Annotated in this window: 16 protein-coding genes; 7 read left to right on the top strand and 9 right to left on the bottom strand. The window is 49.8% G+C overall.

The window, feature by feature from the left end:
- Nucleotides 1-214: 214 nt before the first annotated feature.
- Nucleotides 215-1,252 (top strand): glycerophosphodiester phosphodiesterase, encoded by a 1,038-nt coding sequence (locus tag G8759_RS26585; protein WP_167215201.1) that lies wholly within the window; start codon nt 215-217, stop codon nt 1,250-1,252.
- 78 nt (nt 1,253-1,330) lie between these two features.
- Here the strand turns inward: G8759_RS26585 and G8759_RS26580 are convergent, their stop codons facing one another.
- The 4 genes from G8759_RS26580 to G8759_RS26565 form a co-directional block, all read right to left on the bottom strand.
- Nucleotides 1,331-2,836: a tagaturonate reductase gene (locus tag G8759_RS26580; RefSeq protein WP_167215198.1), complete on the bottom strand. Its 1,506-nt coding sequence runs from the start codon at nt 2,834-2,836 to the stop codon at nt 1,331-1,333.
- Nucleotides 2,837-2,919: 83 nt separating this feature from the next.
- Entirely contained in the window at nt 2,920-3,582 is a 663-nt protein-coding gene (locus tag G8759_RS26575) for a bifunctional 4-hydroxy-2-oxoglutarate aldolase/2-dehydro-3-deoxy-phosphogluconate aldolase (RefSeq protein WP_167215195.1), read from the bottom strand.
- 52 nt (nt 3,583-3,634) lie between these two features.
- Nucleotides 3,635-4,627, bottom strand: a complete 993-nt coding sequence (locus G8759_RS26570) for a sugar kinase (protein ID WP_167215191.1) — start codon at nt 4,625-4,627, stop codon at nt 3,635-3,637.
- Nucleotides 4,628-4,777: 150 nt separating this feature from the next.
- Entirely contained in the window at nt 4,778-6,139 is a 1,362-nt protein-coding gene (locus G8759_RS26565) for an MFS transporter (RefSeq protein WP_162388064.1), read from the bottom strand.
- A gap of 125 nt (nt 6,140-6,264) precedes the next feature.
- On the opposite strand from G8759_RS26565, the gene uxuA reads away from it, so the two are divergent.
- From uxuA to G8759_RS26550, 3 genes are all read left to right on the top strand, one after another.
- Nucleotides 6,265-7,446 (top strand): mannonate dehydratase, encoded by a 1,182-nt coding sequence (uxuA, locus tag G8759_RS26560; RefSeq protein ID WP_167215188.1) that lies wholly within the window; start codon nt 6,265-6,267, stop codon nt 7,444-7,446.
- Between the two features lie 214 nt (nt 7,447-7,660).
- On the top strand, nt 7,661-9,073 hold the full coding sequence (uxaC, locus tag G8759_RS26555) for a glucuronate isomerase (protein ID WP_167215185.1): 1,413 nt from the start codon (nt 7,661-7,663) through the stop codon (nt 9,071-9,073).
- Nucleotides 9,074-9,169: 96 nt separating this feature from the next.
- Nucleotides 9,170-10,012, top strand: coding sequence for an alpha/beta fold hydrolase (locus G8759_RS26550; protein WP_167215182.1), 843 nt, complete (start codon nt 9,170-9,172; stop codon nt 10,010-10,012).
- Between the two features lie 56 nt (nt 10,013-10,068).
- Here the strand turns inward: G8759_RS26550 and G8759_RS26545 are convergent, their stop codons facing one another.
- The 3 genes from G8759_RS26545 to G8759_RS26535 all read right to left on the bottom strand — a co-directional run bounded on the left by G8759_RS26545 (nt 10,069) and on the right by G8759_RS26535 (nt 12,373).
- On the bottom strand, nt 10,069-11,346 hold the full coding sequence (locus tag G8759_RS26545) for an amidohydrolase family protein (RefSeq protein ID WP_167215178.1): 1,278 nt from the start codon (nt 11,344-11,346) through the stop codon (nt 10,069-10,071).
- A gap of 81 nt (nt 11,347-11,427) precedes the next feature.
- Nucleotides 11,428-11,859 (bottom strand): hypothetical protein, encoded by a 432-nt coding sequence (locus G8759_RS26540; RefSeq protein ID WP_167215175.1) that lies wholly within the window; start codon nt 11,857-11,859, stop codon nt 11,428-11,430.
- A gap of 58 nt (nt 11,860-11,917) precedes the next feature.
- Nucleotides 11,918-12,373: a DUF4920 domain-containing protein gene (locus tag G8759_RS26535; protein WP_167215172.1), complete on the bottom strand. Its 456-nt coding sequence runs from the start codon at nt 12,371-12,373 to the stop codon at nt 11,918-11,920.
- Between the two features lie 175 nt (nt 12,374-12,548).
- Here G8759_RS26535 and G8759_RS26530 point away from each other — a divergent pair, with 175 nt between their 5' ends.
- The gene (locus G8759_RS26530) at nt 12,549-14,594 is read left to right on the top strand and encodes a M13 family metallopeptidase (RefSeq protein ID WP_167215169.1); all 2,046 of its coding nucleotides are present in this window, start codon (nt 12,549-12,551) and stop codon (nt 14,592-14,594) included.
- A 196-nt stretch (nt 14,595-14,790) separates the two neighbouring features.
- Here G8759_RS26530 and G8759_RS26525 read toward each other — a convergent pair whose 3' ends face one another.
- On the bottom strand, nt 14,791-16,458 hold the full coding sequence (locus tag G8759_RS26525; protein WP_167215166.1) for an FAD-dependent oxidoreductase: 1,668 nt from the start codon (nt 16,456-16,458) through the stop codon (nt 14,791-14,793).
- Between the two features lie 400 nt (nt 16,459-16,858).
- Between G8759_RS26525 and ggt the strand changes: the two genes are divergently transcribed.
- Nucleotides 16,859-18,562 carry a gamma-glutamyltransferase gene (ggt, locus tag G8759_RS26520; protein WP_167215163.1) on the top strand — a complete coding sequence of 568 codons (1,704 nt, stop codon included), beginning with the start codon at nt 16,859-16,861 and terminating at the stop codon, nt 18,560-18,562.
- Between the two features lie 71 nt (nt 18,563-18,633).
- Here ggt and G8759_RS26515 read toward each other — a convergent pair whose 3' ends face one another.
- The gene (locus tag G8759_RS26515) at nt 18,634-21,675 is read right to left on the bottom strand and encodes an amidohydrolase family protein (RefSeq protein WP_232073958.1); all 3,042 of its coding nucleotides are present in this window, start codon (nt 21,673-21,675) and stop codon (nt 18,634-18,636) included.
- A gap of 269 nt (nt 21,676-21,944) precedes the next feature.
- On the opposite strand from G8759_RS26515, the gene G8759_RS26510 reads away from it, so the two are divergent.
- Entirely contained in the window at nt 21,945-24,623 is a 2,679-nt protein-coding gene (locus tag G8759_RS26510) for a sodium-translocating pyrophosphatase (RefSeq protein ID WP_167215157.1), read from the top strand.
- Nucleotides 24,624-24,638: the final 15 nt, after the last annotated feature.

Below are 24,638 nucleotides of genomic sequence, written 5' to 3'. Positions count from 1 at the left end.
GATAGATTGATAAATCGGTTGAAAGCTGTGTGTTCCTATTCTTAACAAAATGATAAACACCGGTTCTATCACGTCTATACCCTTGATTTATAGCTTCTAAAGTTCGTTAATTCGGTATATTTTCGACGACCCTTTCCGACCGCTCATTGGCGCCATGAGTAAGGAGACTATATTTCTGCTCTTTTCCAGAATCTTCATTTATCAGAACCACGTTATGGTCAAATTCCGCCTACTTACACTCAACTGTCTTTTTACGACCTGTCTGGGGTATTTAACTGCTACTGCTCAACCCATTTTATCGCTCTCCAATTATACCTATTCGCCCGGAAAGACGGTCATTGGCACGCTTCGTGTAACAGGAACAGGAAGCCGATTTAAACTTCGCGGCCCGAATGCTTCATTGTTTTCGCTCGACAAAGCGAACCAATTGTCGATCCAGCCCACCGCAGCCAAAGCACCACAACCCTGGTATGATCTGATCATAGAAGGGCAGACGGCCAGCGGCAGCGTGCGTGATACGTTCCGGATCGTGAAAGACGAGTTTATTCGGAATCAGGTAATAGCGCACCGGGGCGCCTGGAAACAGTCAGGAACGAGTGAAAACTCAATCACCTCCTTACAGAATGCGATCAAACTGGGGTGCATGGGGAGCGAGTTCGACGTGCATATGTCAGCCGATTCGGTATTGGTTGTAAACCATGATGCTGCTATTCAGGGATTGGCTATCGAAAAAACGACAGCAGCTGAACTGGCTAAACTCAAACTCAGCAATGGTGAATCGTTTCCGACTTTAGAAGCCTACCTGACTGAGGGCATGAAGCAAACCCATACCCGGTTAATTCTGGAGATTAAAACGTCCACGATGGGCAAAGAACGGTCAATGGCTCTGACAGAACGCGTCGTAAAATTAGTCCACCGTATGAAAGCCCAGGCCTGGGTCGATTATATCGCTTTCGACTATGACGTTTGCAAAAAAGTAAAAGCGTTAAATCCTGACGCCAAAGTCGCTTATCTGAATGGGGATAAATCACCGGAACAACTGGCTGCCGATCAGCTGTATGGCCTGGATTACCACTTTAACGTACTCAGAAAGAATGAAGCATGGATTAACGACGCGAAGCAACGAAAGCTAACGGTTAATGTCTGGACCGTGAATGACAAGGAGTCGTTAGCGTGGTTTCTGGAACGGCAGGTTGATTTCATTACCACCAACGAACCCGAATTACTATTGACGATGATTACCAACAAATAAAGAGATCGGTCTACTGGTTTGGCAATACCTTGTTCCTTCTATCAGGTAGTATTGCCAAACCAGTAGACCGATCTCTGTTTATGCTACTGCTTTCGTAAGCACGGCCTCGGCTCCAGATTTCAGGAGTGCGTCGAGATAATCGGCTACTGCTTCGGTAAAGCCGGGTAATTCGGTGAGATCTGCCTGCCAGAGTGTTTTATCGGACAGGACGCTTTTCACGAATGCAAAAACGGTGGCAGTGTCTTTTTCCTTTACTGTTTTCCAGTCACCATAAAAGTAACCGGCACGCTCGTCACGGATGGGATAGGTGAGTATACCGCCACCTACGGAAATTTCGCCGAAGAACTGGCCTTCTTCCTGGCGAATTGCTTTCATAAAGAGCAGATAAGCGGCAAAACCCAGGGCGGTAAGTTTCGGAACGGTTTTGAACTGCTCGTAGTAGCGCTGAATCGTTGCTACGTTGCGAGCCTGCATTTTGGCCGTTTCCTGAAGCGAAATATTCAGCAGCAGGTGATCCAGATAAGGATTCCGGAATCGGTCCAGCACGTCAAGGGCAAACTGCTTGACTTCGGCTTTGTCCATGCCCGGAACACCGTAGTCAGGTACCGTCGGCACGATTTCGTTGAGCATCAGCGACTCAATAAATTTGCTCATAGCCGGATGTTTCATTTCATCGGCTACGGTTTCCAGTCCGAGCAGATAACCGAGTGGCATCGTAAGCGTATGCGTTCCGTTCAGCACCCGAAGCTTGCGCTCCTTGTAAAAATTGATGTCCTCGTCAATGATGACTTGTGGTGTGCTGCTATCAGCAAAGCTGAGCGTTTCCCGAACACGGTCATCACCCTCAATAGCCCAAAGATGATACGGTTCCGTAAATGTCAGCAGCTCATCTTCATAACCAAGCTCCTGCTGGAGCGCCTGTTTGGCTTCATCGGTTGGACGTGTGACAATCCGGTCAACCAGCGAATTGCAGAAGCGAACGTGGAATTTAAGCCATTTCGTGAACAGCTTGCCCAGTTCGTTGAATTTTGCCAGTTTCTCAACGGCGTCGCGAAGTTTAAGCCCATTGTCGGTGACAAGTTCGGTTGGAATCACCACCATACCTTTGGCCTTGGAGCCACCAACGCTCCGGAAACGCTCATACAGAAACGCCGTCAGTTTTGCCGGAAAGGACTGAGGTGGATGCTGAAAGATACTTTCTTCCGTGTAATTCAAGCCAACTTCGGTTGTGTTGGAAATGATGATCTGCAGTTTTGGATTTCTGGCCAGTTTCAGAATCTCATTCCATTGAGTCTGGGCAGCCAGGACACGACTAATCGCTGAAACAACCATTGTTTCCGATACGTTTTCGCCCTGCTGAACTCCCCGAACAGCTACCGTATATAAATTATCCTGATCTGAAAATTCATTGGTCTGACTGTCAGTTGATTTAACGACTACAATCGAACCGTTGAATCGGCCTTCGGCGTTGGCTTTCTGCACCAGATAATCGGGCAGGCCACGCAGCAGGACGCCTGTACCGAACTGCAATACCTTTTCGGGAAAAACAGGAGCGGGATGCGTAGAACGGGTAAGTTTAGACATAGTTGGGTGGGTGGCAGTCTGCTCTGCAGTCATCTAAGTATTCGTTTACTATTGCGTAAAAATGAAAATGGATAGTTGATTCTTCATAATCCGGCAATAATACGCACTACATCGCTAACTGTAGCTTCTATTTTATCAAATGCACGATTTGCGAGTACATCTTTAGGAAATAGCTGAGAGCCCATGCCCACAGCTACCGCGCCTGCACCAAACCATTTGGACAAACTTTCCTGATTGGGTTCAACGCCCCCGGTTACCATAGCCGTGGCAAAGGGAAGCGGTCCGCTTAGGCTCCGGATAAAATTTGGCCCCAGCACTTCGCCCGGAAACACCTTCACAATCTCGACACCCCACTCGTGAGCGGTTGTGATTTCAGTCAGTGTGGCACAGCCGGGCATATACGCTACCTTTCGGCGATTACACAGGCGGGCAATTTCCTCGCTGAATGTCGGACCGACGATAAAATCGGCCCCGAGCTGAAGGTAAAGGCCAGCGGTTGGTGCGTCCAGAACAGTACCGGCACCGAGTGCCAGCCCCGGAAACTCTCGTGAACATACTCGGCTGAGGTTGGCAAATCGCTCATGCGCAAAATCACCCCGGTTCGTAAACTCAAATGCCCGAACACCCGCCTTGTAGCAGGCCGACACGACACCAAGACAAATTTCATCGTCGGGGTGATAAAAAACAGGGACAAGGGGCACCTGGCGGATGGTCTGATAAAGTGCCAATCGGGAAATACGGGCCATTATTTTTTAGTTTTATCGTGTGCAATAGACTACTGTAAACGGCACACCTATATTATCGTCTCAATTTTCCAGAACTATCACCGGCCTCCAGTGTTTCGATTTCGGTTACGGTGGCCAGGTTGACGTCGCCGGGAATCGTATGTTTCAGGGCCGATGCTGCTGACCCAAATTCAACCGCCCGTTGCGGGTCATTGAAGGTAAGCAAGCCATAAATTAGTCCGGCCATGTAGGCATCGCCAGTGCCGATTCGATCCACAATAGGCTGAATATCATATACTCTTGACTTATGGACGATGCTGCCATCATACAACTTAGCCGATAGCTGGTTGTGTGATGCGCTCAACGAATTGCGTTTGGTGTCCGTTACATATTTAATCGTTGGAAACCGGCGCATCATTGCCCGTCCTGCTTCAATAAAAGTACTGCCGACAACCCCGTAAAGTTCCGAAAAGAGCGATTTGTTGCCTAAAATCAGCGTACAACCTTCCGTTAATGCGGGCATGATCTCCTGGGGACTTCGACCATATTGCCAAAGATTACTCCGGTAGACAATATCGCCCGAAACCGGCACTCCCAGCCGATTGGCGGTCTGTATGCCCGCTAACAGGCAATCGGCCGCTCCCTGTGAAAGGGCTGGCGTAATACCCGTCCAGTGAAACCAGTCGGCACCGGTCAGGATAGACTCCCAGTCAATATCATTGGCCGTAATGCGCGAAAAGGCGGAGTCGACCCGGTCATAAACAATCTGACTGGCGCGGCTCCCGGCACCGGTTTCGAGAAAATACAAGCCCAGGCGGCCATCGCCATAACGAACATGCTGGGTACCAACGCCATAGCGTCGCAGGTAGCCAGTTGCCGATCGCCCAAGAGCGTGGTCAGGGAAGCGGGTAACGTGGGCCGTTTCGAGGCCTAATTGCGCTAATGAGACGGCTACATTGGCTTCGGTGCCGCCAAAGTGCATGGTCAACGAATCTGTTTGTACAAAACGCTCAACACCCGGTGGACTGAGCCGGAGCATAACTTCGCCGAAAGTGATGACTTTCATGTATGGTAACAGGGAGTTAAAAGAAAATGCAAGTTACTGGCATCCTGTGAAAAATAGTTAGGACTTTCGCGGAGAACCGTACCACGGTTACTAATCATGTGCAAACAAACCGTGGCACGGTTCTCCGCGAAAGTCCTAATTGCGTAGTATTTATTTTGTACTCAATATGCTCCACTTGCCAATTTTTTCAAGTTCTTCAGCTTTTACTGGTTCAAGTTTGGGTAAAATTAAATGGATAAGTACCAGGGCAATCAGGTAGGCGCAACTGGCAACGATAAACATGGGCAAATACCCAAAAGCTGTAATAATGCGTCCCGACAGCAAGGCCAGCAGAATGCCTCCCACAGCGCCGAACATACCACCAATACCCGTTACCGACGCAACGACATTTCTTGGGAACAGGTCTGATGCAAACGTGTACATATTGGCTGCCCAGCCCTGGTGTGCGGCTGTTGCCAGCGAAATCAGGGCGATAGCCACGGTCAGACTATTGGTTTGGGCGGCAAAAAATATCGGAACGACGCACAAAGCGCAGATAAGCATGGTGGTTTTGCGGGCGCGGTTTGCCGACCAGCCAAGGCTCATAAACTGTGTACTGAGCCAGCCGAAAAAAATGCTCCCTGCATCGGAGACGACGTAGATAATCAGGAACGGAACACCAAAGCTTTTAAGGTCAAGTTTCTGATCGAGTGCGTCGTTGGAGTTGAAAAAATCGGGTAGCCAGGTCATGTAAAACCACCAGATCGGGTCGGCCATAAACTTACCAACGGCGAAGGCCCACGTTTGTTTATACCCCAGTAACTGACCCCAGGAAGGTTTTACCGGAACTCGTTTTTCCTCGTCGCTGCGAATGTAAGCCAATTCAACGGGTGAAAGCTTTGGGTTTCGTTCGGGTTTGCTGTAGGTAAACCACCACAATACCGATAACGCAAAGCCCAGTAAACCCGTCACAAAAAATGAACTTCGCCAGCCAAGTTGTAAAATCAGATAAGGGATGAAGAGGGCTGTCAGAATGATTCCGACATTCGTGCCTGCGTTGAACAGACCATTGGCAAACGAGCGCTCGCGCCGGGGAAACCATTCCGATATGGTTTTGACCGCCGAGGGAAAATTGGCCGATTCGCCCAGGCCTAAAATGGCTCGTGTCCAGCGTAGCCCGGCCATATTCTGGACGAATGTCGTTAAGGTAGCCGCAATGCTCCAGACAATGATACCTAATGCGAATCCGCGTTTGGTGCCGATCCGGTCAATCAGCCAGCCGACCAGTAAAAAACCGATCGCATAGGCAAATTTAAAGGCGGCATCAACGTCACTATACAGAATTTTAAATCGGTCAATAGCCTCCTTCGTAAGCTCTTTATCAATGGGTAAATCAAGCATTTCCTTCCTGAATACTTCATCGGTCATTGTGAAGGAAAGTACCTGTCGGTCGATGTAATTTATGGTCGTTGCCAGGAATAAAAGGGCAACTATTCGCCAGCGAAAACGACCTGATTTTGTGAGCGTTTGCAAAACAAATGGTAGCTATTTGGTGAGAAAAGTAGAGGTTCAGGCTTTTTTACCTAAAATTAGTCACTAAATAACATATACACGTTATACTTGCTGACTAATTAACCTGCCAATTTACTGACTCTATAATGCTTGAACAAACCTGGCGATGGTTCGGTCCGAATGACCCTGTATCGCTCAATGACGTACGACAGGCTGGTGCTACCGGGATTGTGACTGCCCTGCATCATATTCCCAACGGCGAGGTCTGGCCGACCGACGAAATCCGGAGCCGAAAAGCACTGATCGAAAGTACAGGACTGACCTGGTCGGTGGTCGAAAGTATACCCGTTCATGAGGGAATTAAGACCCGATCGGGCGATTTCCTTCGGTATATCCAAAACTACAAGGAATCCATTGTTAATCTGGCAGAGGCTGGTATCGACACGGTCTGTTACAATTTTATGCCCGTGCTCGACTGGACCCGAACCGACCTCGATTACCCCATGCCCGATGGCTCGACGGGTCTTCGTTTCGATGCGACCGAGTTTGCTGCCTTTGAATTGTATATTCTGCAACGTCCGGGCGCTGAATACCTCTACAACGACGAACAAAAGCAACGGGCGCGCACCAAGCTGGATTCAATGACCGATGCACAGGTTAAACGCCTGATCCGCACCATTATAGCCGGACTGCCTGGCTCCGAAGAAAGCTATACTGTCGAGCGGTTTCGCGATGCGCTGGACGCTTACAAAGACATCAGTGACCATGATCTTCGCCAGAACCTGTATACGTTCCTGCGTGAGATTGTGCCGGTCGCTGAATCGGCTGGCGTGCGACTCGCGATTCACCCCGACGATCCGCCATATCCGATTCTGGGCCTTCCGAGGGTGGTCAGTACCGAAGCCGATGCCCGGGCACTGCTGGCAGCGGCCAATTCGCCTGCCAATGGCATCTGTTTTTGCACCGGTTCCTATGGCGTCCGGGCCGACAATGATCTGGTAGGAATGGTCGAACGACTGGGTCCCAAGATTCATTTCATACATCTCCGTAGTACAGAGCGTAGCGCTGATGGGAGCTTTCAGGAAGCTAACCACCTTGAGGGCGACGTGCCAATGGCAGGTGTGATGCGGGCATTATTGACGGAACACAAGCGGAGGGAGGCCGAAGGGCGCACCGACTTGCGAATGCCGCTACGTCCTGACCACGGCCACCGGATGCTCGATGACCTGACCTCCGGAAAACGTACCAATCCGGGTTACACGGCTATTGGTCGGCTGCGGGGGCTTGCCGAGTTGCGCGGGCTGATGGTGGGTTTGTCGACTCAATGATCCATATAAAAGCTCTGATCGCTGGTCGAAATTATTTGTTTATCTTGCATTGACGAACGAGTGTAGATTATGGAAACTGTCATGAGCCACATTGATTCGGGGGTGCCGGTTGAGGTATTGCCCAATTGTCAGTTCGTTCCTGATCGAATAGTTGTACCATCAAAAAAATAACAGGAAAGCCGGGAGAAACCGCCCGGTTTTTGCTTTTACCCGCATGAACTCACTCTTGCTCTCCCCAGCGTTTCTGTCTGACGATTTTCTGCTCCAGACCGAAACCGCCCGGCGACTCTATCACGACTATGCCCGGCCAATGCCGATCATCGATTACCATTGCCATCTGCCGCCCGATCAGATTGCCGCTGATAAACAGTTTGAGAACATGACCCAGCTCTGGCTCTATGGCGATCATTACAAGTGGCGGGCTATGCGCACGCACGGGATCAACGAACGCTATTGTACGGGCGATGCGACTGACTGGGAGAAATTTGAGAAATGGGCCGAAACAATTCCGTATACGGTTCGTAACCCGCTGTATCACTGGTCGCATCTGGAGCTTAAAAACCCGTTTGGTGTGACGGATGTGCTTAGCCCAACTACGGCCCGTTCGGTCTATGCTGCCTGTAACGAACAGTTGCCGGGTCTTTCAGCGCGTACCCTGCTTCAGCATTTCGACGTTCGTGTGGTCTGTTCAACGGACGATCCGACCGACTCGCTCGAACACCACCGGGCTATTGCCAGCGATGGTTTTGGTGTAAAAGTTCTCCCAACGTTCCGGCCAGATAAAGCAATGGCTATCGATGATTCGGCGGTGTTCCGGGCTTATGTTCAGAAGGTAGCCACCGTAACCAATAAGGAGATACGGACGCTGTCTGATTATCTGGATGCTCTCAAATCGCGGCATGATTACTTTAACGAGATGGGCTGCCGGTTATCGGACCACGGCCTCGAAACGGTTTATGCCGAACCGTATACGGAAGGGGAGGTGCAGCTTATATTCGATCACCTGTTGCGCGGAACCGCAGTCGACCCGATCAATGTCCTCAAATTCAAGTCGTTTATGCTCGTGCAGTTTGCCGAGTGGGATCATGAGAAAGGCTGGACACAACAGTTTCACCTGGGTGCACTCCGCAACAACAACATTCGCCGATTGCGTGAACTTGGTCCGGATACGGGCTGGGACAGCATTGGCGATTTCCCGCAGGCAGTCGCTTTGTCGCGTTTTCTGGGTGGACTTGATGATCGTGATCAACTGGCCAAAACAATACTTTACAACCTGAATCCGGCCGATAACGAAGTCATTGCGACGATGATCGGCAATTTCAACGACGGTTCGGTACGCGGGAAAGTACAGTTTGGTTCGGGCTGGTGGTTTCTGGATCAGAAAGACGGTATGGAAAAACAGATCAATACCCTGTCGAACATGGGCTTGTTAAGTGCTTTTGTCGGCATGCTGACCGATTCGCGGAGTTTCGTATCCTACAGTCGTCACGAATATTTCCGGCGGATTCTCTGCAATATATTTGGCAATGATGTTGAAAACGGCGAACTGCCAAATGATGTCGACTGGATTGGTCAGATCGTGCAGGACATCTGTTACCGGAATGCCGAGCGGTATTTTGGATTTTAATTAGGAATTGGGCCGTTATGTACACGGGTAATTAAGGCAATTGGCTACTTCAGTTGCTTTAATTACCCGTTTTATACTATTGACCCTTGCCGTGCAATGGAGCATACATTTATTGAAACAGGTGGTTTACGACTGCATGTCGTTCAGACAGGGCCGGTCGATGGGCCGCTTGTGATGCTGTTGCATGGCTTTCCGGAGTTTTGGTATGGATGGCGTCACCAGATGGATAACCTGGCAGACGCTGGTTTCCGGGTCTGGGTACCCGATCAACGGGGCTATAACCTCAGCGATAAGCCAGCGGATATTGGCTCCTATACTATTGATACAATAGCTGCCGATGTGATTGGGCTGATTGAGGCAGCAGGCCGGCAAAAAGCAATTCTTGTCGGCCATGACTGGGGAGCCGCTGTAGCCTGGTGGACCGCCGTTCTCTATCCGGAACGGATTGAACGGCTGGTTGTCATGAATGTTCCACATCCAGTCGTGATGAAGAAATTTGCCCGCCGTGATTTGGGGCAGATGCTACGAAGCTGGTATATCGGATTCTTTCAATTGCCCTGGCTACCTGAACAGATACTTCGGTTTGATAATTGGTATTTTCTGGAACGAACCCTGCGAAGTAGCAGTCGAGCCGGAACGTTCACCGATGAGGAAATTCAGCAGTATAAAGCAGCCTGGTCGCAGCCTGGTGCTGCCAGAGCAATGATTAACTGGTATAGATCTGCTTTGCAAAGCCCAATGTCACGTCAGTCTACCATTGGTGTTACCGTTCCGACGTTACTCATCTGGGGTGTTCAAGATCGATTTCTAAAACGGGAAATGGCCCAGTTGAGTATCGATCTCTGCACGAAGGGTCGTGTCGAATTTCTCGAAAATGCTACACACTGGGTTCAGCATGAAGAAGCGAACCGGGTGAATGAGTTGATAAAAACTGGGTGAGCATCAGGAAAGCAATAAATGCGTCTGATGCTCACCCAATTAATCCTGATTAAGCCTTATTGCTTATAGACCTTCCCGTCTTTCATCACAAACTGGACGGTTTGCAGGGCTTTGATGTTCTGAATTGGGTTTTCACTAACCGCAATGATGTCGGCCATTTTTCCGGTTTCGATGGAGCCAATTTGCGCGTCCATGCCCAGCAACTTAGCGTTGGTCATCAGAGCCGATTTAATCGCTTCTACCGCAGGCATACCCGCTTCAACCATGTATTCAAACTCTTTGGCGTTATAGCCGTGGATATAAACCCCGGCATCGGTACCGAAGGCAATTTTAACGCCCGCTTTATACGCTTTGGCAAATGTAGCCTGAATTTTTGGGCCAATGGCTAACGCTTTTGGAGTTACCAGGGCCGGGTAATAACCGAACATTCGGGCTGAGTCAGCGACTGTCTTACCCGCAATGATGGTTGGAACGTAGTAGGTGCCATGTTTTTTGAACAGCTCAATCGCTTCATCATCCATATACGTGCCATGCTCAATGGTTTGTACACCCGCCCGGATGGCGCGTTTCATCCCTTCAGCACCGTGTGCGTGGGCGGCTACGGCAAATCCATAATCTTTCGCTGCATCGACCACGGCTTTCACTTCTTCTTCGGTAAACTGAGGGCCGGAGCCATCCTTTGCGTTACTCAATACACCACCCGTTGCCGTAATTTTTATTAAGTCAGACCCATCTTTGTAGCGTTGACGAACCGCTTTTCGGGCATCTTCGGGACTGTTAATAACACCCTCTGCCGGTCCTGGATCGCCCATTAAATCCTTACGATAGCCGTTCGTTGGATCAGCGTGGCCACCGGTTGTGGCGATGGATTTGCCAACCGTTAAAATGCGGGGGCCTTCTACCAATCCTGAATTGATGGCGTTACGCAGCGATATATTTACGCCCGATCCCCCCAAATCCCGTACAGTTGTAAAGCCAGCCAAAAGGGTTGTTTTAGCATATCTGGATGCCTGGTAGGCAACATCAGGAACGTTTTTCGTAAAACCATCGATAGCCCCACCCCGCCGGGTCTGGCTTTCGAGGTGAACGTGCATATCGATCAGACCCGGTAGTACGGTTTTAGACTTCAAATCGAGAACAACATCTTTTCCGGCCGGAGCCGTATAACCTTTCTGTACAGCAGTAATCTTATTCCCTTCCACCACAACCGTCATCTGAGGTTGTAGTGAATTTCCGACGCCATCGAAGAGATTTCCGCAGTGAATAAGTGTACGTTGGGCAAAGAGAGGAGCGGCCAGCAGGGATAAACCTGCCAACAGGTATAATTTTTTCATAAAAGATTGTTGGTTGGGTACAAAAAAGGCTGCAACGATTGGTTGCAGCCCTTAAAGTACGAAAAAGACACCGAACAACTTTTATAATTTGGTGACCTGAACGATCGCCGTTCGGGGCTGTTCAAGGTTCGACGACGTTGGGAATGGATTTACTTCCCGCAGAATAACCTTGTAGGTCGCATTGCTAAGCGAAACATTGGTTGAATCCAGTCGCTTGGAATAGCCTTCCTTAACGTCGGGCCCTAATGCTAAACGAACTGTTGTTGAGTCGCTATCTTCCGAAAGTAGTAATTTTACTTTAGCCTGTCCGGCCCAGATGCAGGTAACATCTTTCGGGCAGCGGCTATCCTGAATGGAATCGGCTCGTACTGTAATATCGGCTCCCACTCGGGCTGATTGATGCAAACTAAGTGCGACACGGTCGGTCGGCGTTGTTTCAGATGAATTGCAGGCTGAAAAGAATACGGCTCCAACGATGAGTAAACCAGCAAGCTGCTTTGTGAAATCGAACATAATCCCTGGTATTTTTATACAAGGATTCCTGAGCTGGAATAAAGGTTGGATTGTGCCTTTATTTTTTCACAATTACACCATCGGCCACGAAAGTCAGGGCTTTTTCGGGTTCGGTGATTTTGGCAATTTCTTCCTTCGATTTGCCGGCATCTTCCGCATAATGGCGCAATTCGTCAACGGGCGTTGTTGTGCTTTCGGCGGTGCCTGCAACGACAACTGTTTTACCAACGATGTCTTTAGGAACGAAGAAACCGTAGTCTTTGAACGTCACCCGCATGGACTGTCCATCGCCGGTTTTAACTTTCATCCAACAGCCTTTCACTTTGCAGACCGACTCGACAGTACCTTCCACTTTGGCAGGCATTTTGTCTTTGCCGTTCATTTTGGTCGTTAGTTCCGTGGCCGGAATGGCACCTTTTTCGGTAATTTTTTTGCCGTGATAGCTAAGTTCGCTCTGAGCAAAGGCGCCGAAAGAGGCTCCTATGAGCAAACTGACAATGAACAGTTTTTTCATGATCGTAAAGAATTGAACACAACAATAGACGAAGATACAGAAAGATAATGGGTTTGCCTTGCGTACTTCGTTTCCGGCTAATTACCAAAGTACAGGCCCGGTTTTCAGTATGTTTTTTAATCCTGGCCTTTATCGTTCATATTGGATCACAGATTTAACAATCGACAAACGGGTTATGACACGAACGAATCGGGTTTTGGCTGTTGGCTTGTGCATGCTGGTAGTGACGGCATGCCAGAAAAAGGAAAAAGATGAAACGCCAGCACGCACATCATTTTTTGATAAATCGGGTATGGATACGACGGTTTTGCCGGGGAATGACTTTTTTACCTATGCCAATGGAACCTGGGTAAAGAAAACGAAAATCCCCGACGATCAAACGGGCTGGGGATCATTCTACCTGATTTACGAAGAAAATCAAAAGAAAACCCGATCCATTCTGGAGGAAGCCGCCAAGGCCAATGCCAAATCGGGCAGCGTAGAACAGAAAGTGGGTGATTTCTATGCCAGTGGCATGGATACAGCTACCATTAATAAACTTGGTTATGAGCCGGTAAAAGCTGAACTCGCTAAAATTGCGGCCCTAACCGATTATAAACAAGTCCTGGATTATCTGGCGACTGACGAGACCAATCGGGGAGGGCAGTTCATCGGGCTATACGTTGGTGCGGATGATCGCCAGAGTTCAATCAATCGCATCAATTTTAGTCAGGCCGGTTTATCGTTGCCGGAGAAAGAGTATTATACCCGAACCGACGAGGCAACCAAAAAAGTACGGGCTGCTTTCGTGGCTTATGTCGCCAGACTTTTTACAATGGTCGGCGTTGATCCGGCATCGGCCAAAACCAAAGCCGATGCTATTCTTGAATTCGAAACGGCCCTCGCCAAGTCGCACAAAGCCCCGGTTGAACTGCGCGATCCGGTGGCCAACTATCACAAATTCGCCGTATCGGATCTAACCAAACAAATGCCTAATCTCAACTGGCGCTCATTGCTTAACAAAATGAGTCTGGAGCGGATTGACACGGTACTGGTAGCTCAACCCGGCTACTATCAGGCACTGGACAAAACCCTGCCGACAGCCCCTATCAGTCTCCTGAAAGATCGCCTTGTCTTTGATATGTTAGACCATAATGCCAGCCTTCTCAGCAAGGCGTTTGAGCAGGCTAGCTTCGACTTTAACAGCAAAACACTCTATGGTCAGCCTCAATTGCCCGAACGCTGGAAGCGTATTGCCGACCGTACCGATGGGGCGCTGGGAGAAGCATTAGGACAATTATGGGTCAAAAAATATTTCCCGGCCGAAGCCAAAGAGCGAATGTTGACATTGGTCGACAATCTGCAAAAGGTCTATCGGGAGCGCATTGAAAAACTCGACTGGATGGCCCCCGAAACAAAAAAGGTGGCCCTCACGAAGCTGGATAAATTTGTGAAGAAAATTGGCTATCCTGACAAGTGGAAAGACTATTCTGATGTGGAGGTAAAGCGTGATGATTATTATGGCAATGTTCAGCGGGCGCGGAAACATGCCTACAAGGAAGATTTTGCTAAAATCAACCAACCTGTCGATCGATCCGAATGGGGAATGACACCACCGACTGTAAACGCCTATGCGAATCCAACCAACAACGAAGTCGTTTTTCCAGCCGGGATTTTACAATTCCCTTTCTTCGATAAAGACGCTGATGATGCCATCAATTATGGCGGTATCGCAATGGTAATCGGCCACGAAATGACGCATCTGTTCGACGATCAGGGGCGACAGTACGATGCCAGTGGTAACCTGCGTGACTGGTGGACCAAACAGGATGCTGAGCGATTTAAAACAAAAGTTCAGACGGTTGTCAATCAGTATAGCAACTACACTGTACTCGACAATTTACACCTGAACGGTCAGCTAACACTGGGTGAAAATCTGGCTGATCTGGGTGGTATTACGTTGGCATATCAGGCGTTTAAGCTGACGGACCAGGGAAAAAGTACGGACAAGATCGACGGTTTTACACCCGATCAACGATTCTTTCTGGGTTTTGCCCAGGTCTGGCGCATTAAGGTTCGGGACGAAACCGAGCGGGCCGGTATCTCGACGGACCCGCATTCGCCCGCTAAATTTCGGGTCAATGGGCCACTGACCAACTTCGAGCCGTTTTACCGGGCATTTGACGTAAAGCCGGGGCAGAAATTATATAAACCAGAGGTTGAACAGGCGAAAGTTTGGTAATCCTGGATTGCTCAGACTATCTGAACCCCATACGGGTTTAGATAGTCTGAGACGAAGACTAATTTTTAGAAAACAATCAGGGCAATGCCGGGAATAATCGCCTTCCCGGCATTGCCCTGATTGTTTTAAGTATATAAGCTCAATTACAGGGTCACTGGCAGATTATATCCTATATTGTCCCTACAATTGGGATTGTCTATAACGTCAATCGTTGCTTATCTTTTAACAAAACAGCCTGAAGTTTCTCGTAGGGTAGTTTTTGTGGAGACACCTTGTTGTCAATGGCCAGCACTGCGGCTGTTGCGGCCGATTGTCCCAGAATCATAAACACCGGCTCCATCCGAATCGAACCGAAGGCAATGTGTGAGCTGGATACACAAACGGGAACGAGCACATTTTTGCACTCATTTTCTTTCGGTAAAATAGAGCCATAAGCTATCGAGTACGGTTTGTCGGGATGAACGCCAATGTCCCCTTCGTTCTGTACATAGCCGTCTTTTTTAACGTATCGCTGGGCATTGTGTGCATCCAGCGAGTATGACCCCATTCCAATCGGGTCGGGAACGCTGGTTTTTGCCAGCACATCTTCTTCAGTCATCACAAATTCGCCCAGCATACGCCGGGCTTCCCGAATATAGAGCTGACGCGGCCAGTTGCCGTTCTCCGTAAATTCATCTTTGGCCAGCCCCCATTGCTTCATTTTGGCCTGTACATCATCGGGTACGCGCGGATCGTTCGACAGAAAATACATTAACCCTTTCTGGTATAGTTCATGATCTTTAATGATTTGTTTCCGACGCTGATAGGTGGCTTCGGGGTAGTCGTAGTTTTTGCCGAGATAGTCGGTACTGAAAGGGCCGTGGTTATTGGTGTCCGTTTTTCGGTTCGGAATCGGGTCGAACTTATCGAAAGTTTCGCGCCATCCGGTTGCGAAAACGCGGGCTAAAAGTTCATAGCGATTCGGATTGTAACCTGCTGGTTTGGGAAACGGCACCCGGTTGCCGGGGTGATTGCTCAGGCACATACGAAAGCAGTACGCCTGTATCTTATTGTCACCGTCGCCTTTTTCGCCCGGAGGATTGGGTGATACTTCGGGTAAAAGACCGCTTTTCGGATCGCCTGCCACAACATAGGGGCTAACGTTAGCCTTGAAATAATGACCGTGCTGGAAAACTTCGGTTTCTACACCGTTCCATTTTTCACCATAAACACTGTTTGCTTCGCGGCCTACGTGGTATTTAATGCCGGCAGCTGCCATCAGATCACCTTCGTAGGTAGCGTCGATAAACATTTTGCCTTCATAAACCGTCCCTTTCACGGTACGAAAGGAATGAACAACACCCGCGCTTTTTGTAATTCCGGTCTTGGATCGGTCCAGCCATTCGTCGCGGTAAATTGGAATGTGGTATTCTTTGACAAAGTCTTCAAAAACCTGCTCGGCGGCATGTGGTTCAAAAATCCACATAGTTCTGGAGTTGCCGTCGATGGCGGGCGTGCCTTGCCCTTTATTGCCGTATTCTTCTTTTTTCTGCCATTTCCAAGAGTCAGTTTTCTGGTAGTGTTGGTAAAGTCGTTGGTAAAATTCGCGCGATAAGCCACCAATTACTTCTTTATTGCCCGTATCGGTAAAGCCCAGACCGCCCGACGATAGTCCACCCAAATGAGTATCGGGTGATACCACAATGACTGATTTGCCCATTTTCTGGACCTGAACGGCCGCAATTACTGCCGCTGACGTTCCGCCATAGACAATAACATCGGCTTTTCGGATCAGAGCAGGATTCGTTTTGATAACCGTGTAGCCCGGCAGAAAAGTGAGTAAACAACAAATCGGGAAGAAGAGTAGAAGAGTGGATTTAGACATCAATTTGTGCGTTTATGAAAGCGCCAATGGAGTTCTGATAGCCTTTAGATAAGGCAGTGTGCTGGCGATTTTACCCATTTTTTTGCCCGAAAAACGACCATTTGGCTAAGAATACCAGCTTAATTGACATGTATAATCCACCTCAGTCGGTAATTTTTAAGGGGATTGATACTGAGTTAGTGCACTTCTAGAAACCGATGCTACAGTAATTACTTAAAATTAAGAGCAAATCCTGGCAATAGTTGAAAGGTATTGAGACCACCGAAAATGGTTTTAAACGGGAAAATCGCTATTTTTTGTTACTTTGATGCGTCAGTCAGCCAAAGGTGTAATATATGGCCAGACGCCAAATCAACATATCGCTGTTCTGCGGTGACTCAAATCAACAAGCCTCTAGTTTATGAAACATGTAGTACATGCCGTTGGCCTGCTTCTGGCAGGTAGTTTGTTTTCATTGGTACATGCCCAGGATCGACTGAGCGGTAAGACATTTGCCACGCGCGCGGTGGTGATGGCCCGCCACGGTATGGCCTGCACGTCGCATCCACTCTCGACCCAGGCGGCAATTGACGTATTGCGGTCGGGTGGTAACGCCATTGATGCGGCTATTGCTGCTAACGCCATGGAAGGTCTGGTAGAGCCCCACGTTAATGGCATTGGGGGTGATCTGTTTGCAATCGTCTGGGATGCCAAGACCAAAAAACTGTATGGCCTGAATGCATCCGGACGGTCGCCCTATAGCCTAACACTGGCAGAGTTTCAGAAACGGGGACTAACCCATATTCCGTCGGATGGGCCATTGCCCGTATCAGTGCCTGGTTGCGTTGATGGGTGGTTTGAACTGCATAAGCGATTTGGTCGTACGCCTATGCCTAAGATTCTGTCGCATGCCATCCGGTATGCTCGTGAAGGCTATCCGGTGCATGACGAAGCAGCTTTTTACTGGCCAACCATGCTGAACCGGTTTAGCAAATACCCAAACGTAGAGGAAACCTATGCGCAAAACGGAGCCGCACCTAAACGGGGTGAGTTGTTTAAAAATCCGGCTTTAGCCAGTACGCTGGAGAAAATTGCAACGGGTGGCCGCGATGCATTCTATAAAGGAGACATTGCCCGTACGATTGATGCGTTTATGAAAAAAATGGGTGGTTACCTGAGTGCAAAAGACCTGGCCGATCACACGTCGGAATGGGTAGAGCCTGTATCCACAAATTATCGGGGTTACGATGTCTGGGAATTACCGCCTAACAGCCAGGGCATTGCCACCTTACAAATGCTGAATATTCTGGAAGGGTACGATTTTTCGCAAACGCCCTGGGGAAGCCCTGAGCATATTCACCGGTTTGTAGAGGCCAAAAAACTGGCGTTTGAAGATCGGGCCAAATACTATGCCGATCCGGCATTTGCTAAAATTCCGGTTCAGGAGCTGATCTCTAAAAACTACGCAACCGAACGCCGGAAACTGATCGACCTGAGTCGGGCCGCGAGCCGGGTCGATGCGGGCAATCCGGCGCTCAAACAGGGTGATACCATTTACCTGACCGTTGCCGACGAAGAAGGCAATATGGTTTCGCTGATTCAGAGCAATTACCGTGGTTTTGGCTCCGGTATGGTTCCCGATGGACTTGGATTCATGCTTCAGGATCGGGGTGAACTGTATAGCCTGACCGATGGGCAGAATAATACCTTTGCCCCCCACAAACGTCCTTTTCAAACCATTATTCCGGCTTTTGTCACAAAAGATGGTGAGCCCTTTATGAGCTTTGGCGTCATGGGAGGTAGTTTTCAGCCGTTGGGCCATGTTCAGATCGTTATGAACATGATTGACTTCGGTATGAATCCGCAGGAAGCGGGCGATGCACCCCGTATTGATCACCTGGGTTCGTCGGAGCCAACCGGTGAAAAAATGATCGATTCAGGATTAATAACGCTTGAGTCGGGCTATCCTTACGAAACTATACGGGAGCTAATGCGTCGGGGACACAAAATAGGCTATGGCCTTGGGGCTTATGGTGGATACCAGGCCATTATGTACGACGCGAAAAATAAAGTCTACCACGGCGCTACCGAATCCCGAAAAGACGGGCAGGCCGCTGGGTTTTAGCAAATAACAAGGGCAGACGGCTACGATGTAATCAACGATTTTTACCGTAGCCGTCTGCCCGCTCTGCAAAATCAGGGGCGGGTCAATAACCGATCAATGGGTAGAACTTCGCCGTTCTTGATGACTTGCTCAACATTCAGCGCATCGGTGATCGTGGTTAGCGGATCACCGTTGACGATAACCAGATCCGCCAGTTTTCCCGGCTCGATGGAACCTAAATCCTTACTGACGCCTACGGTTTCAGCCGCCCAGAGCGTCGCTGAACGCAAAGCCTGGTAGGGCGTTAGACCCGCGCCTACAAATGATTGCAGTTCTGTGTGCAGGCTCAATCCGTAGGGCACAAAGGGGCTGTCGGTTCCTGTGGTGACGTGCGCACCAGCGTCGATCAACGCTTTGACCCCTTTCTGAAGGTTCCCAAAATTGGTCAGGTAGCCGGGACTGATTTTCGCATATTGAGCGGCTCCTGCCTGAAGCGCGTTGTTGTATTCTTCGCTGTAGAATGCCCGATATTGCCGGTTTTCGTAGAGCCCCGGATTTTTTGTGCCCAATACTGAAAAGCCGCCCTGTAATGATGCTGTCGGGGTAATGTTCATGCCCGATTTGGCTAATAGCTGAATCACGTCCTGATAACTCCGGTTCATGGCCGTAATCTTGGGCGAATACCCACGCCGACTCGTTCCGCCAATATGTTCGACTGCATCGACGTCATAGCGCATGGCCGGAAAAATCTCGTGAGACGAAACCGGCATTCCGTGGGCGTGAGCAAACGTAGTAATTCGTTGCTGCATGGCGTCGGGCATACGAACATAGGTCTTGATCAAGTCGTATCCCAATCGAACGGAGCGGTTCAGTTCGCGGTCGAGCTGTTCATCGGAGTTGATGCTGGTCGCTGCTCCGTAATAGATCCGCGTTCCATCGGTAAGCCCTCCGGTAAAAAACTGACGTGGACCGGGCCGGGTATTACTCGCCCAGGATTCTTTCCGTTCCAGCGCATCATAGGGATCAGCACCGGGTTCGCGCACGGACGTAATCCCGAACGATAGCCACAGCCGCCCTATTTTTTCGCCAACCATCGAATGCTGGTGCGTGTGCATTTCGAATAAACCCGGTATAACGGTTTTGGTCGATGCATCGATCAGTTTACCAGGACGTCCGGCCCGATGCGGTTCGATAGCCTTAATTCGATGGCCCTCAATCAAAATATCGACATTGTTGCGGTACGTATTGCCTAACCCATCGAACAGACGACCCGCATGAACCACAATCGCGCCGGTAGGCTGGCTGAGTTGCCAGGTCAGTTCCATCGGAATGGTTTCAATATGGCCATCGCCCAGGTAAACCTGTTTGAGCGCATCCGTAGCCAGAAAGAGCAAACTTTTAGAATCACCGGTCCAGGTGGGTGTGTCCGACTGTTCGTTGGTCAGTTTGCGGGGTGAACCAACAATAGAACCGTCTGTTTTTACGTCCGTTACCCAAACTAATCCGTCGAGGATGTACGCCATTTTCGTTCCATCGGGTGACCAGACGGGGCCGTTTTGCCCGCGCGTTGCCAGGCTATGTCCGGGTGCAGGCGTTACATAACGGTCATTTTTACCATCGAACGATAATAGTAAAACTTCGCTGACGCCCTCGCGGTAGCGGGACGAATAGGGGTGAAGCGCCGAAACGGCCAGCGTTTTTCCATCGGGGGACCAACTGGCCTGACTGGGTACAAAGATCGATTCGTGCAATTTCTGGGTTTTGGGTGCTGTTACATCAGCCGTGTAGGTAACATCGGCTGTGTAGAGCGTACTGCGGCCCCAGGCATTTCGGGCATCGCTCTGGTAAAAGGCGATCTTGCTGCCATCGGGCGACCAGTTCGGATAATGCAAATCGTCGGCCATGTCGACCAGCAAGCGATCCTGGCCGGTTTTCAGATCCCGAATCCAGACGTCCATATTACCATTTCGGTCCGAAACGTAGGTCAGCTTTGTTCCGTCCGGCGACCAGCTTGGCTCGACTTCCATCGTTGATCCCTGGGTTAATCGATCGGGTGTCTTTTTCCCCTTCGTCAGTATCCAGATATCACCGAGGGCTGCGAATGCGATTTGTTTGCCATCGGGTGAAATCGTGGTTCCTTTGATACCTTTAACGGCCTGAGGTTTCTGGCTGTCGAAGTCGTATGTTTTCCGTTTATAGGTATTCCTTGGCAGCGCAACTATAGCCTGGAAGGGAATAGTCTGGGCTGTTGTACTGCCAAGTTTTCGGCGTTTCAGCAAGCCATCGGATGTATACAGAAATTCGGTGGCCGAGAGCCAGCTTGCCCGAAATGGGAACACATCTTCAGCGGCTTCGGTCAGGAGCTGAGCCTTGCTGTCGGCCACTGCTGCCCTGGCCAGTCCACTCAGCGAACTGGTCAGAACATTGTAAAATAGATGCGAGCCATCGGGTTGCCAGCTTGGCCCAGCAAATTTTCCGTTGGCGGGCACAATGATCTTTTCCGTATTACCCGTCGTGGATTTGACGGTCGCATCGGCGTCAGAGGTAATGACATAAACACCCGGCGCGTCGGTGCGATCTGAAACGAAGGCAACCTTCGTTCCATCGGGCGAAAAAGCTGGGTTGAAATCATTGCCGGAGTCCTGCGTAAGCTGGATGAGTTTGCCATCGGCCAGCGTTAACTGCCAGATGTCATAGTTGCCACTCCGATCTGAAGCAAATACGATACGCTTACCATCCGGCGACCAGTGTGGTTCGCGATCATCCTGAAGCCCCGACGTCAGTTGTTTGGGTTTACCACCCTTGGCCGAAACAGTCCAGATATGATATCGGCCATCCCAGAAGGCATGGAAGGCAATCAGACTCCCATCGGGCGACCAGCTTGGCTGACGACAGTCTCCCAGATTGTCGGTTATGGGTCTGGCAACACCACCAACGATGGGTACGATCCAGATTGTACCCTGTAAGTCAATCGCAATGCTGGCTTTATCGGGCGACAGATCGGCGGCCATGTTGGTGCCTTCCGTAACCGTTACCCGAATGGAATCAATATTACTTGCTCGTATTTGGGTTATATGGAGAAAAAATAGAATTAAGCCAAAGAGGATTGCTTTCAGGGAGATGAGTGTACGCATAGATTTCATAGAAGGAAGGACAACGTACTGATTACGAGTCGTATGGTCAATTCATGCCATTCAACTTCTGAACCTACACAGCCATTGCTATACTTCCAAGCATTAAGCAGATTTGCACCCCGATGGCAGAAAATCTCCTAAAAAAAACGTACTTATCCTCGAAAAAAGTCAACAGAGCCAATTTTTTACGTTGGGTTATGTGAGGGCAAATTCTATATTTGTGGGCATTCCTATTTCTAGATCCATTTTATAACCTATTAACTAATCGCATGAATTATAGTGTCTATCTGGTTCCCGTGTTGGGTATTGTTGGCCTGATTGTGATGTTTACGAAATTTCTTTGGGTTTCACGGCAAGATGCCGGTGATGCCCGGATGCAGGAAATTGCCGGGTACATTGCCGATGGGGCTATTGCCTTCCTAAAAGCTGAATGGCGAGTTCTTACATACTTCGGCATAATCGTAGCCATTTTGTTGGCTTATATGGGCAGTCTGGTACCGAATTCCAGCCCAGTTATTGGTATTTCATTTATACTTGGCGCGTTTCTGTCGGCGCTGGCAGGCTATATTGGCATGAACATCGCCACTAAAGCGAACGTCCGTACCGCACATGCCGCCCGTACAAGCCTGACCAAAGCCCTGGAGGTCTCCTTCACGGGTGGTTCGGTCATGGGGATTGGTGTTGCCGGCATTGCCGTGCTGGGCCTGGGGAGCCTGTTCATTGTTCTCTATAAATTATATGTTGAGCCATCCGGCGATGTCAATGGCCTTCCGATGGAGAAAGCCCTCGAAGTACTGGCGGGTTTCTCGCTTGGTGCTGAATCCATCGCCCTGTTTGCCCGTGTGGGTGGCGGTATTTATACAAAAGCTGCCGACGTAGGTGCTGACCTGGTTGGTAAAGTAGAGGCTGGTATTCCTGAAGACGATCCGCGCAATCCGGCTACTATTGCCGATAACGTGGGCGACAATGTGGGTGACGTAGCCGGTATGGGTGCCGATTTGTTTGGTTCATACGTAGCCACAATCCTGGCCACTATGGTGCTTGGCCGCGAAATCGTTATTCCGGGTGATCCCATTATTGGACACGCGCCAATCGTACTGCCCATGGTAATTGCTGGTCTGGGACTGATTTTCTCGATCATTGCAACCTATTTTGTTCGCGTTAAAGACGACAACGGCAATGTACAGGGCGCCTTGAATCTTGGTAACTGGGCATCGATCGGGATTACACTGGTTGCGTCTTACTTTCTGGTTAATGCGATGCTACCGACCGGACTGATGAAAATCCGGGGTGTCGAATTCACGCGGATGGATGTCTTCTACGCTATTGTAACCGGCCTTGTCGTGGGTGCGTTGATGAGCATTATCACGGAATATTACACCGCTATGGGGCGCCGTCCTGTACTGTCGATCATTCGGCAGTCGGCAACGGGAGCGGCTACGAACATCATTGGCGGGCTCTCGGTTGGAATGGAATCTACCGTATTGCCAATTCTGGTGCTTGCAGCTGGTATCTATACATCCTACCACTTTGCTGGTCTGTACGGAGTCGCTATCTCGGCGGCTGGAATGATGGCTACTACGGCCATGCAGCTGGCCATTGATGCCTTTGGCCCCATTGCCGATAATGCGGGCGGTATTGCCGAAATGAGTTACCTCCCCGAAGAAGTTCGTGGCCGTACAGATATCCTCGATGCGGTTGGTAACACGACAGCTGCTACGGGTAAAGGGTTTGCCATCGCGTCGGCCGCGTTGACGGCGCTGGCGCTGTTTGCCGCCTTTGTTGGTATTTCCGGGATTTCAGCCATTGATATTTATAAGGCCGATGTACTGGCCGGACTATTTGTGGGAGGGATGATTCCGTACATTTTCTCATCACTCGCCATTGCGGCCGTAGGTCGTGCTGCTATGGCGATGGTGGAGGAAGTGCGCCGTCAGTTCCGTGATATTCCGGGTATTATGGAGGGGACCGGCAAGCCCGAATACGAAAAGTGCGTGGCTATTTCGACCCAGGCCTCAATTCGTGAGATGGTGCTGCCGGGGGCCATTGCGCTGACCGTACCCGTTGTGGTAGGATTCATTTTCGGCCCTGAAGTGCTCGGTGGTTTGCTGGCCGGTGTTACCGTATCAGGCGTGTTGATGGGTATTTTTATGAATAACGCTGGTGGTGCCTGGGACAACGCGAAGAAATCATTTGAGAAAGGGGTACTCATTAACGGACAGATGTTTTACAAAAAATCGGAGCCACACAAAGCCTCGGTTACGGGCGACACAGTAGGTGATCCGTTTAAAGATACATCGGGTCCGTCTATGAACATTCTGATCAAACTGATGTCGATTGTATCGCTCGTTATCGCGCCGTATATCGCCGTACAGTCGTCTGAAACGGCGGGTTATGCCAAAGAAGGTAAAGAAGCCGCAGGAACTGAAGTGCCGCTCGAAGAGTCAACCGCTGCCGACAATCGCGATGTCAATACGCCAAATGCAAAGCTGGGTGAGTTTAGTGTTCAGAAACTAACAAGCGGAATTGAGCTGAACATACCCGAGTTCGGTATTGAAAACAAGCTTTTGTCGTTCATTAAAAGCGACAAACCCGTTGATAAAACGACCTGGTTCGATTTCGACCGACTGACGTTTGAAACGGGTTCGGCTACGCTAAAACCCGAATCGCAGGAGCAATTGAAGAATATTGCCGAAATTCTGAAAGCTTATCCAGCCATTAACGTAAAGCTCGGTGGTTATACAGATAATACGGGCAATGCAGCCAGCAATCTGAAACTTTCTCAGGATCGTGCCAATTCGGTTCGGGCCGAGCTGGAGAAAATGGACGTTGCCAAGGATCGCCTGGAGGCCGAAGGCTATGGCCAGGAGCACCCGGTTGCCTCGAATGACACCGAAGAAGGACGTGCTCAAAATCGCCGGATTTCCATTCGGGTGACGAAGAAATAGGGCGTTTCTACTGAA

Source organism: Spirosoma aureum (assembly GCF_011604685.1).
Lineage (GTDB): Bacteria > Bacteroidota > Bacteroidia > Cytophagales > Spirosomataceae > Spirosoma > Spirosoma aureum.
The sequence above is the reverse complement of the archived record's forward strand: the minus strand, read 5'-3'. Positions and strand labels throughout refer to the sequence as shown.

Excerpts from the sequence above, each read along its gene's own strand:
- G8759_RS26585 (WP_167215201.1), top strand. The coding sequence starts at position 215 with ATGGTCAAATTCCGCCTACTTACACTCAACTGTCTTTTTACGACCTGT.
- G8759_RS26580 (WP_167215198.1), bottom strand. The coding sequence starts at position 2,836 with ATGTCTAAACTTACCCGTTCTACGCATCCCGCTCCTGTTTTTCCCGAA.
- G8759_RS26575 (WP_167215195.1), bottom strand. The coding sequence starts at position 3,582 with ATGGCCCGTATTTCCCGATTGGCACTTTATCAGACCATCCGCCAGGTG.
- G8759_RS26570 (WP_167215191.1), bottom strand. The coding sequence starts at position 4,627 with ATGAAAGTCATCACTTTCGGCGAAGTTATGCTCCGGCTCAGTCCACCG.
- uxuA (WP_167215188.1), top strand. The coding sequence starts at position 6,265 with ATGCTTGAACAAACCTGGCGATGGTTCGGTCCGAATGACCCTGTATCG.
- uxaC (WP_167215185.1), top strand. The coding sequence starts at position 7,661 with ATGAACTCACTCTTGCTCTCCCCAGCGTTTCTGTCTGACGATTTTCTG.
- G8759_RS26550 (WP_167215182.1), top strand. The coding sequence starts at position 9,170 with ATGGAGCATACATTTATTGAAACAGGTGGTTTACGACTGCATGTCGTT.
- G8759_RS26545 (WP_167215178.1), bottom strand. The coding sequence starts at position 11,346 with ATGAAAAAATTATACCTGTTGGCAGGTTTATCCCTGCTGGCCGCTCCT.
- G8759_RS26540 (WP_167215175.1), bottom strand. The coding sequence starts at position 11,859 with ATGTTCGATTTCACAAAGCAGCTTGCTGGTTTACTCATCGTTGGAGCC.
- G8759_RS26535 (WP_167215172.1), bottom strand. The coding sequence starts at position 12,373 with ATGAAAAAACTGTTCATTGTCAGTTTGCTCATAGGAGCCTCTTTCGGC.
- G8759_RS26530 (WP_167215169.1), top strand. The coding sequence starts at position 12,549 with ATGACACGAACGAATCGGGTTTTGGCTGTTGGCTTGTGCATGCTGGTA.
- G8759_RS26525 (WP_167215166.1), bottom strand. The coding sequence starts at position 16,458 with ATGTCTAAATCCACTCTTCTACTCTTCTTCCCGATTTGTTGTTTACTC.
- ggt (WP_167215163.1), top strand. The coding sequence starts at position 16,859 with ATGAAACATGTAGTACATGCCGTTGGCCTGCTTCTGGCAGGTAGTTTG.
- G8759_RS26515 (WP_232073958.1), bottom strand. The coding sequence starts at position 21,675 with ATGCGTACACTCATCTCCCTGAAAGCAATCCTCTTTGGCTTAATTCTA.
- G8759_RS26510 (WP_167215157.1), top strand. The coding sequence starts at position 21,945 with ATGAATTATAGTGTCTATCTGGTTCCCGTGTTGGGTATTGTTGGCCTG.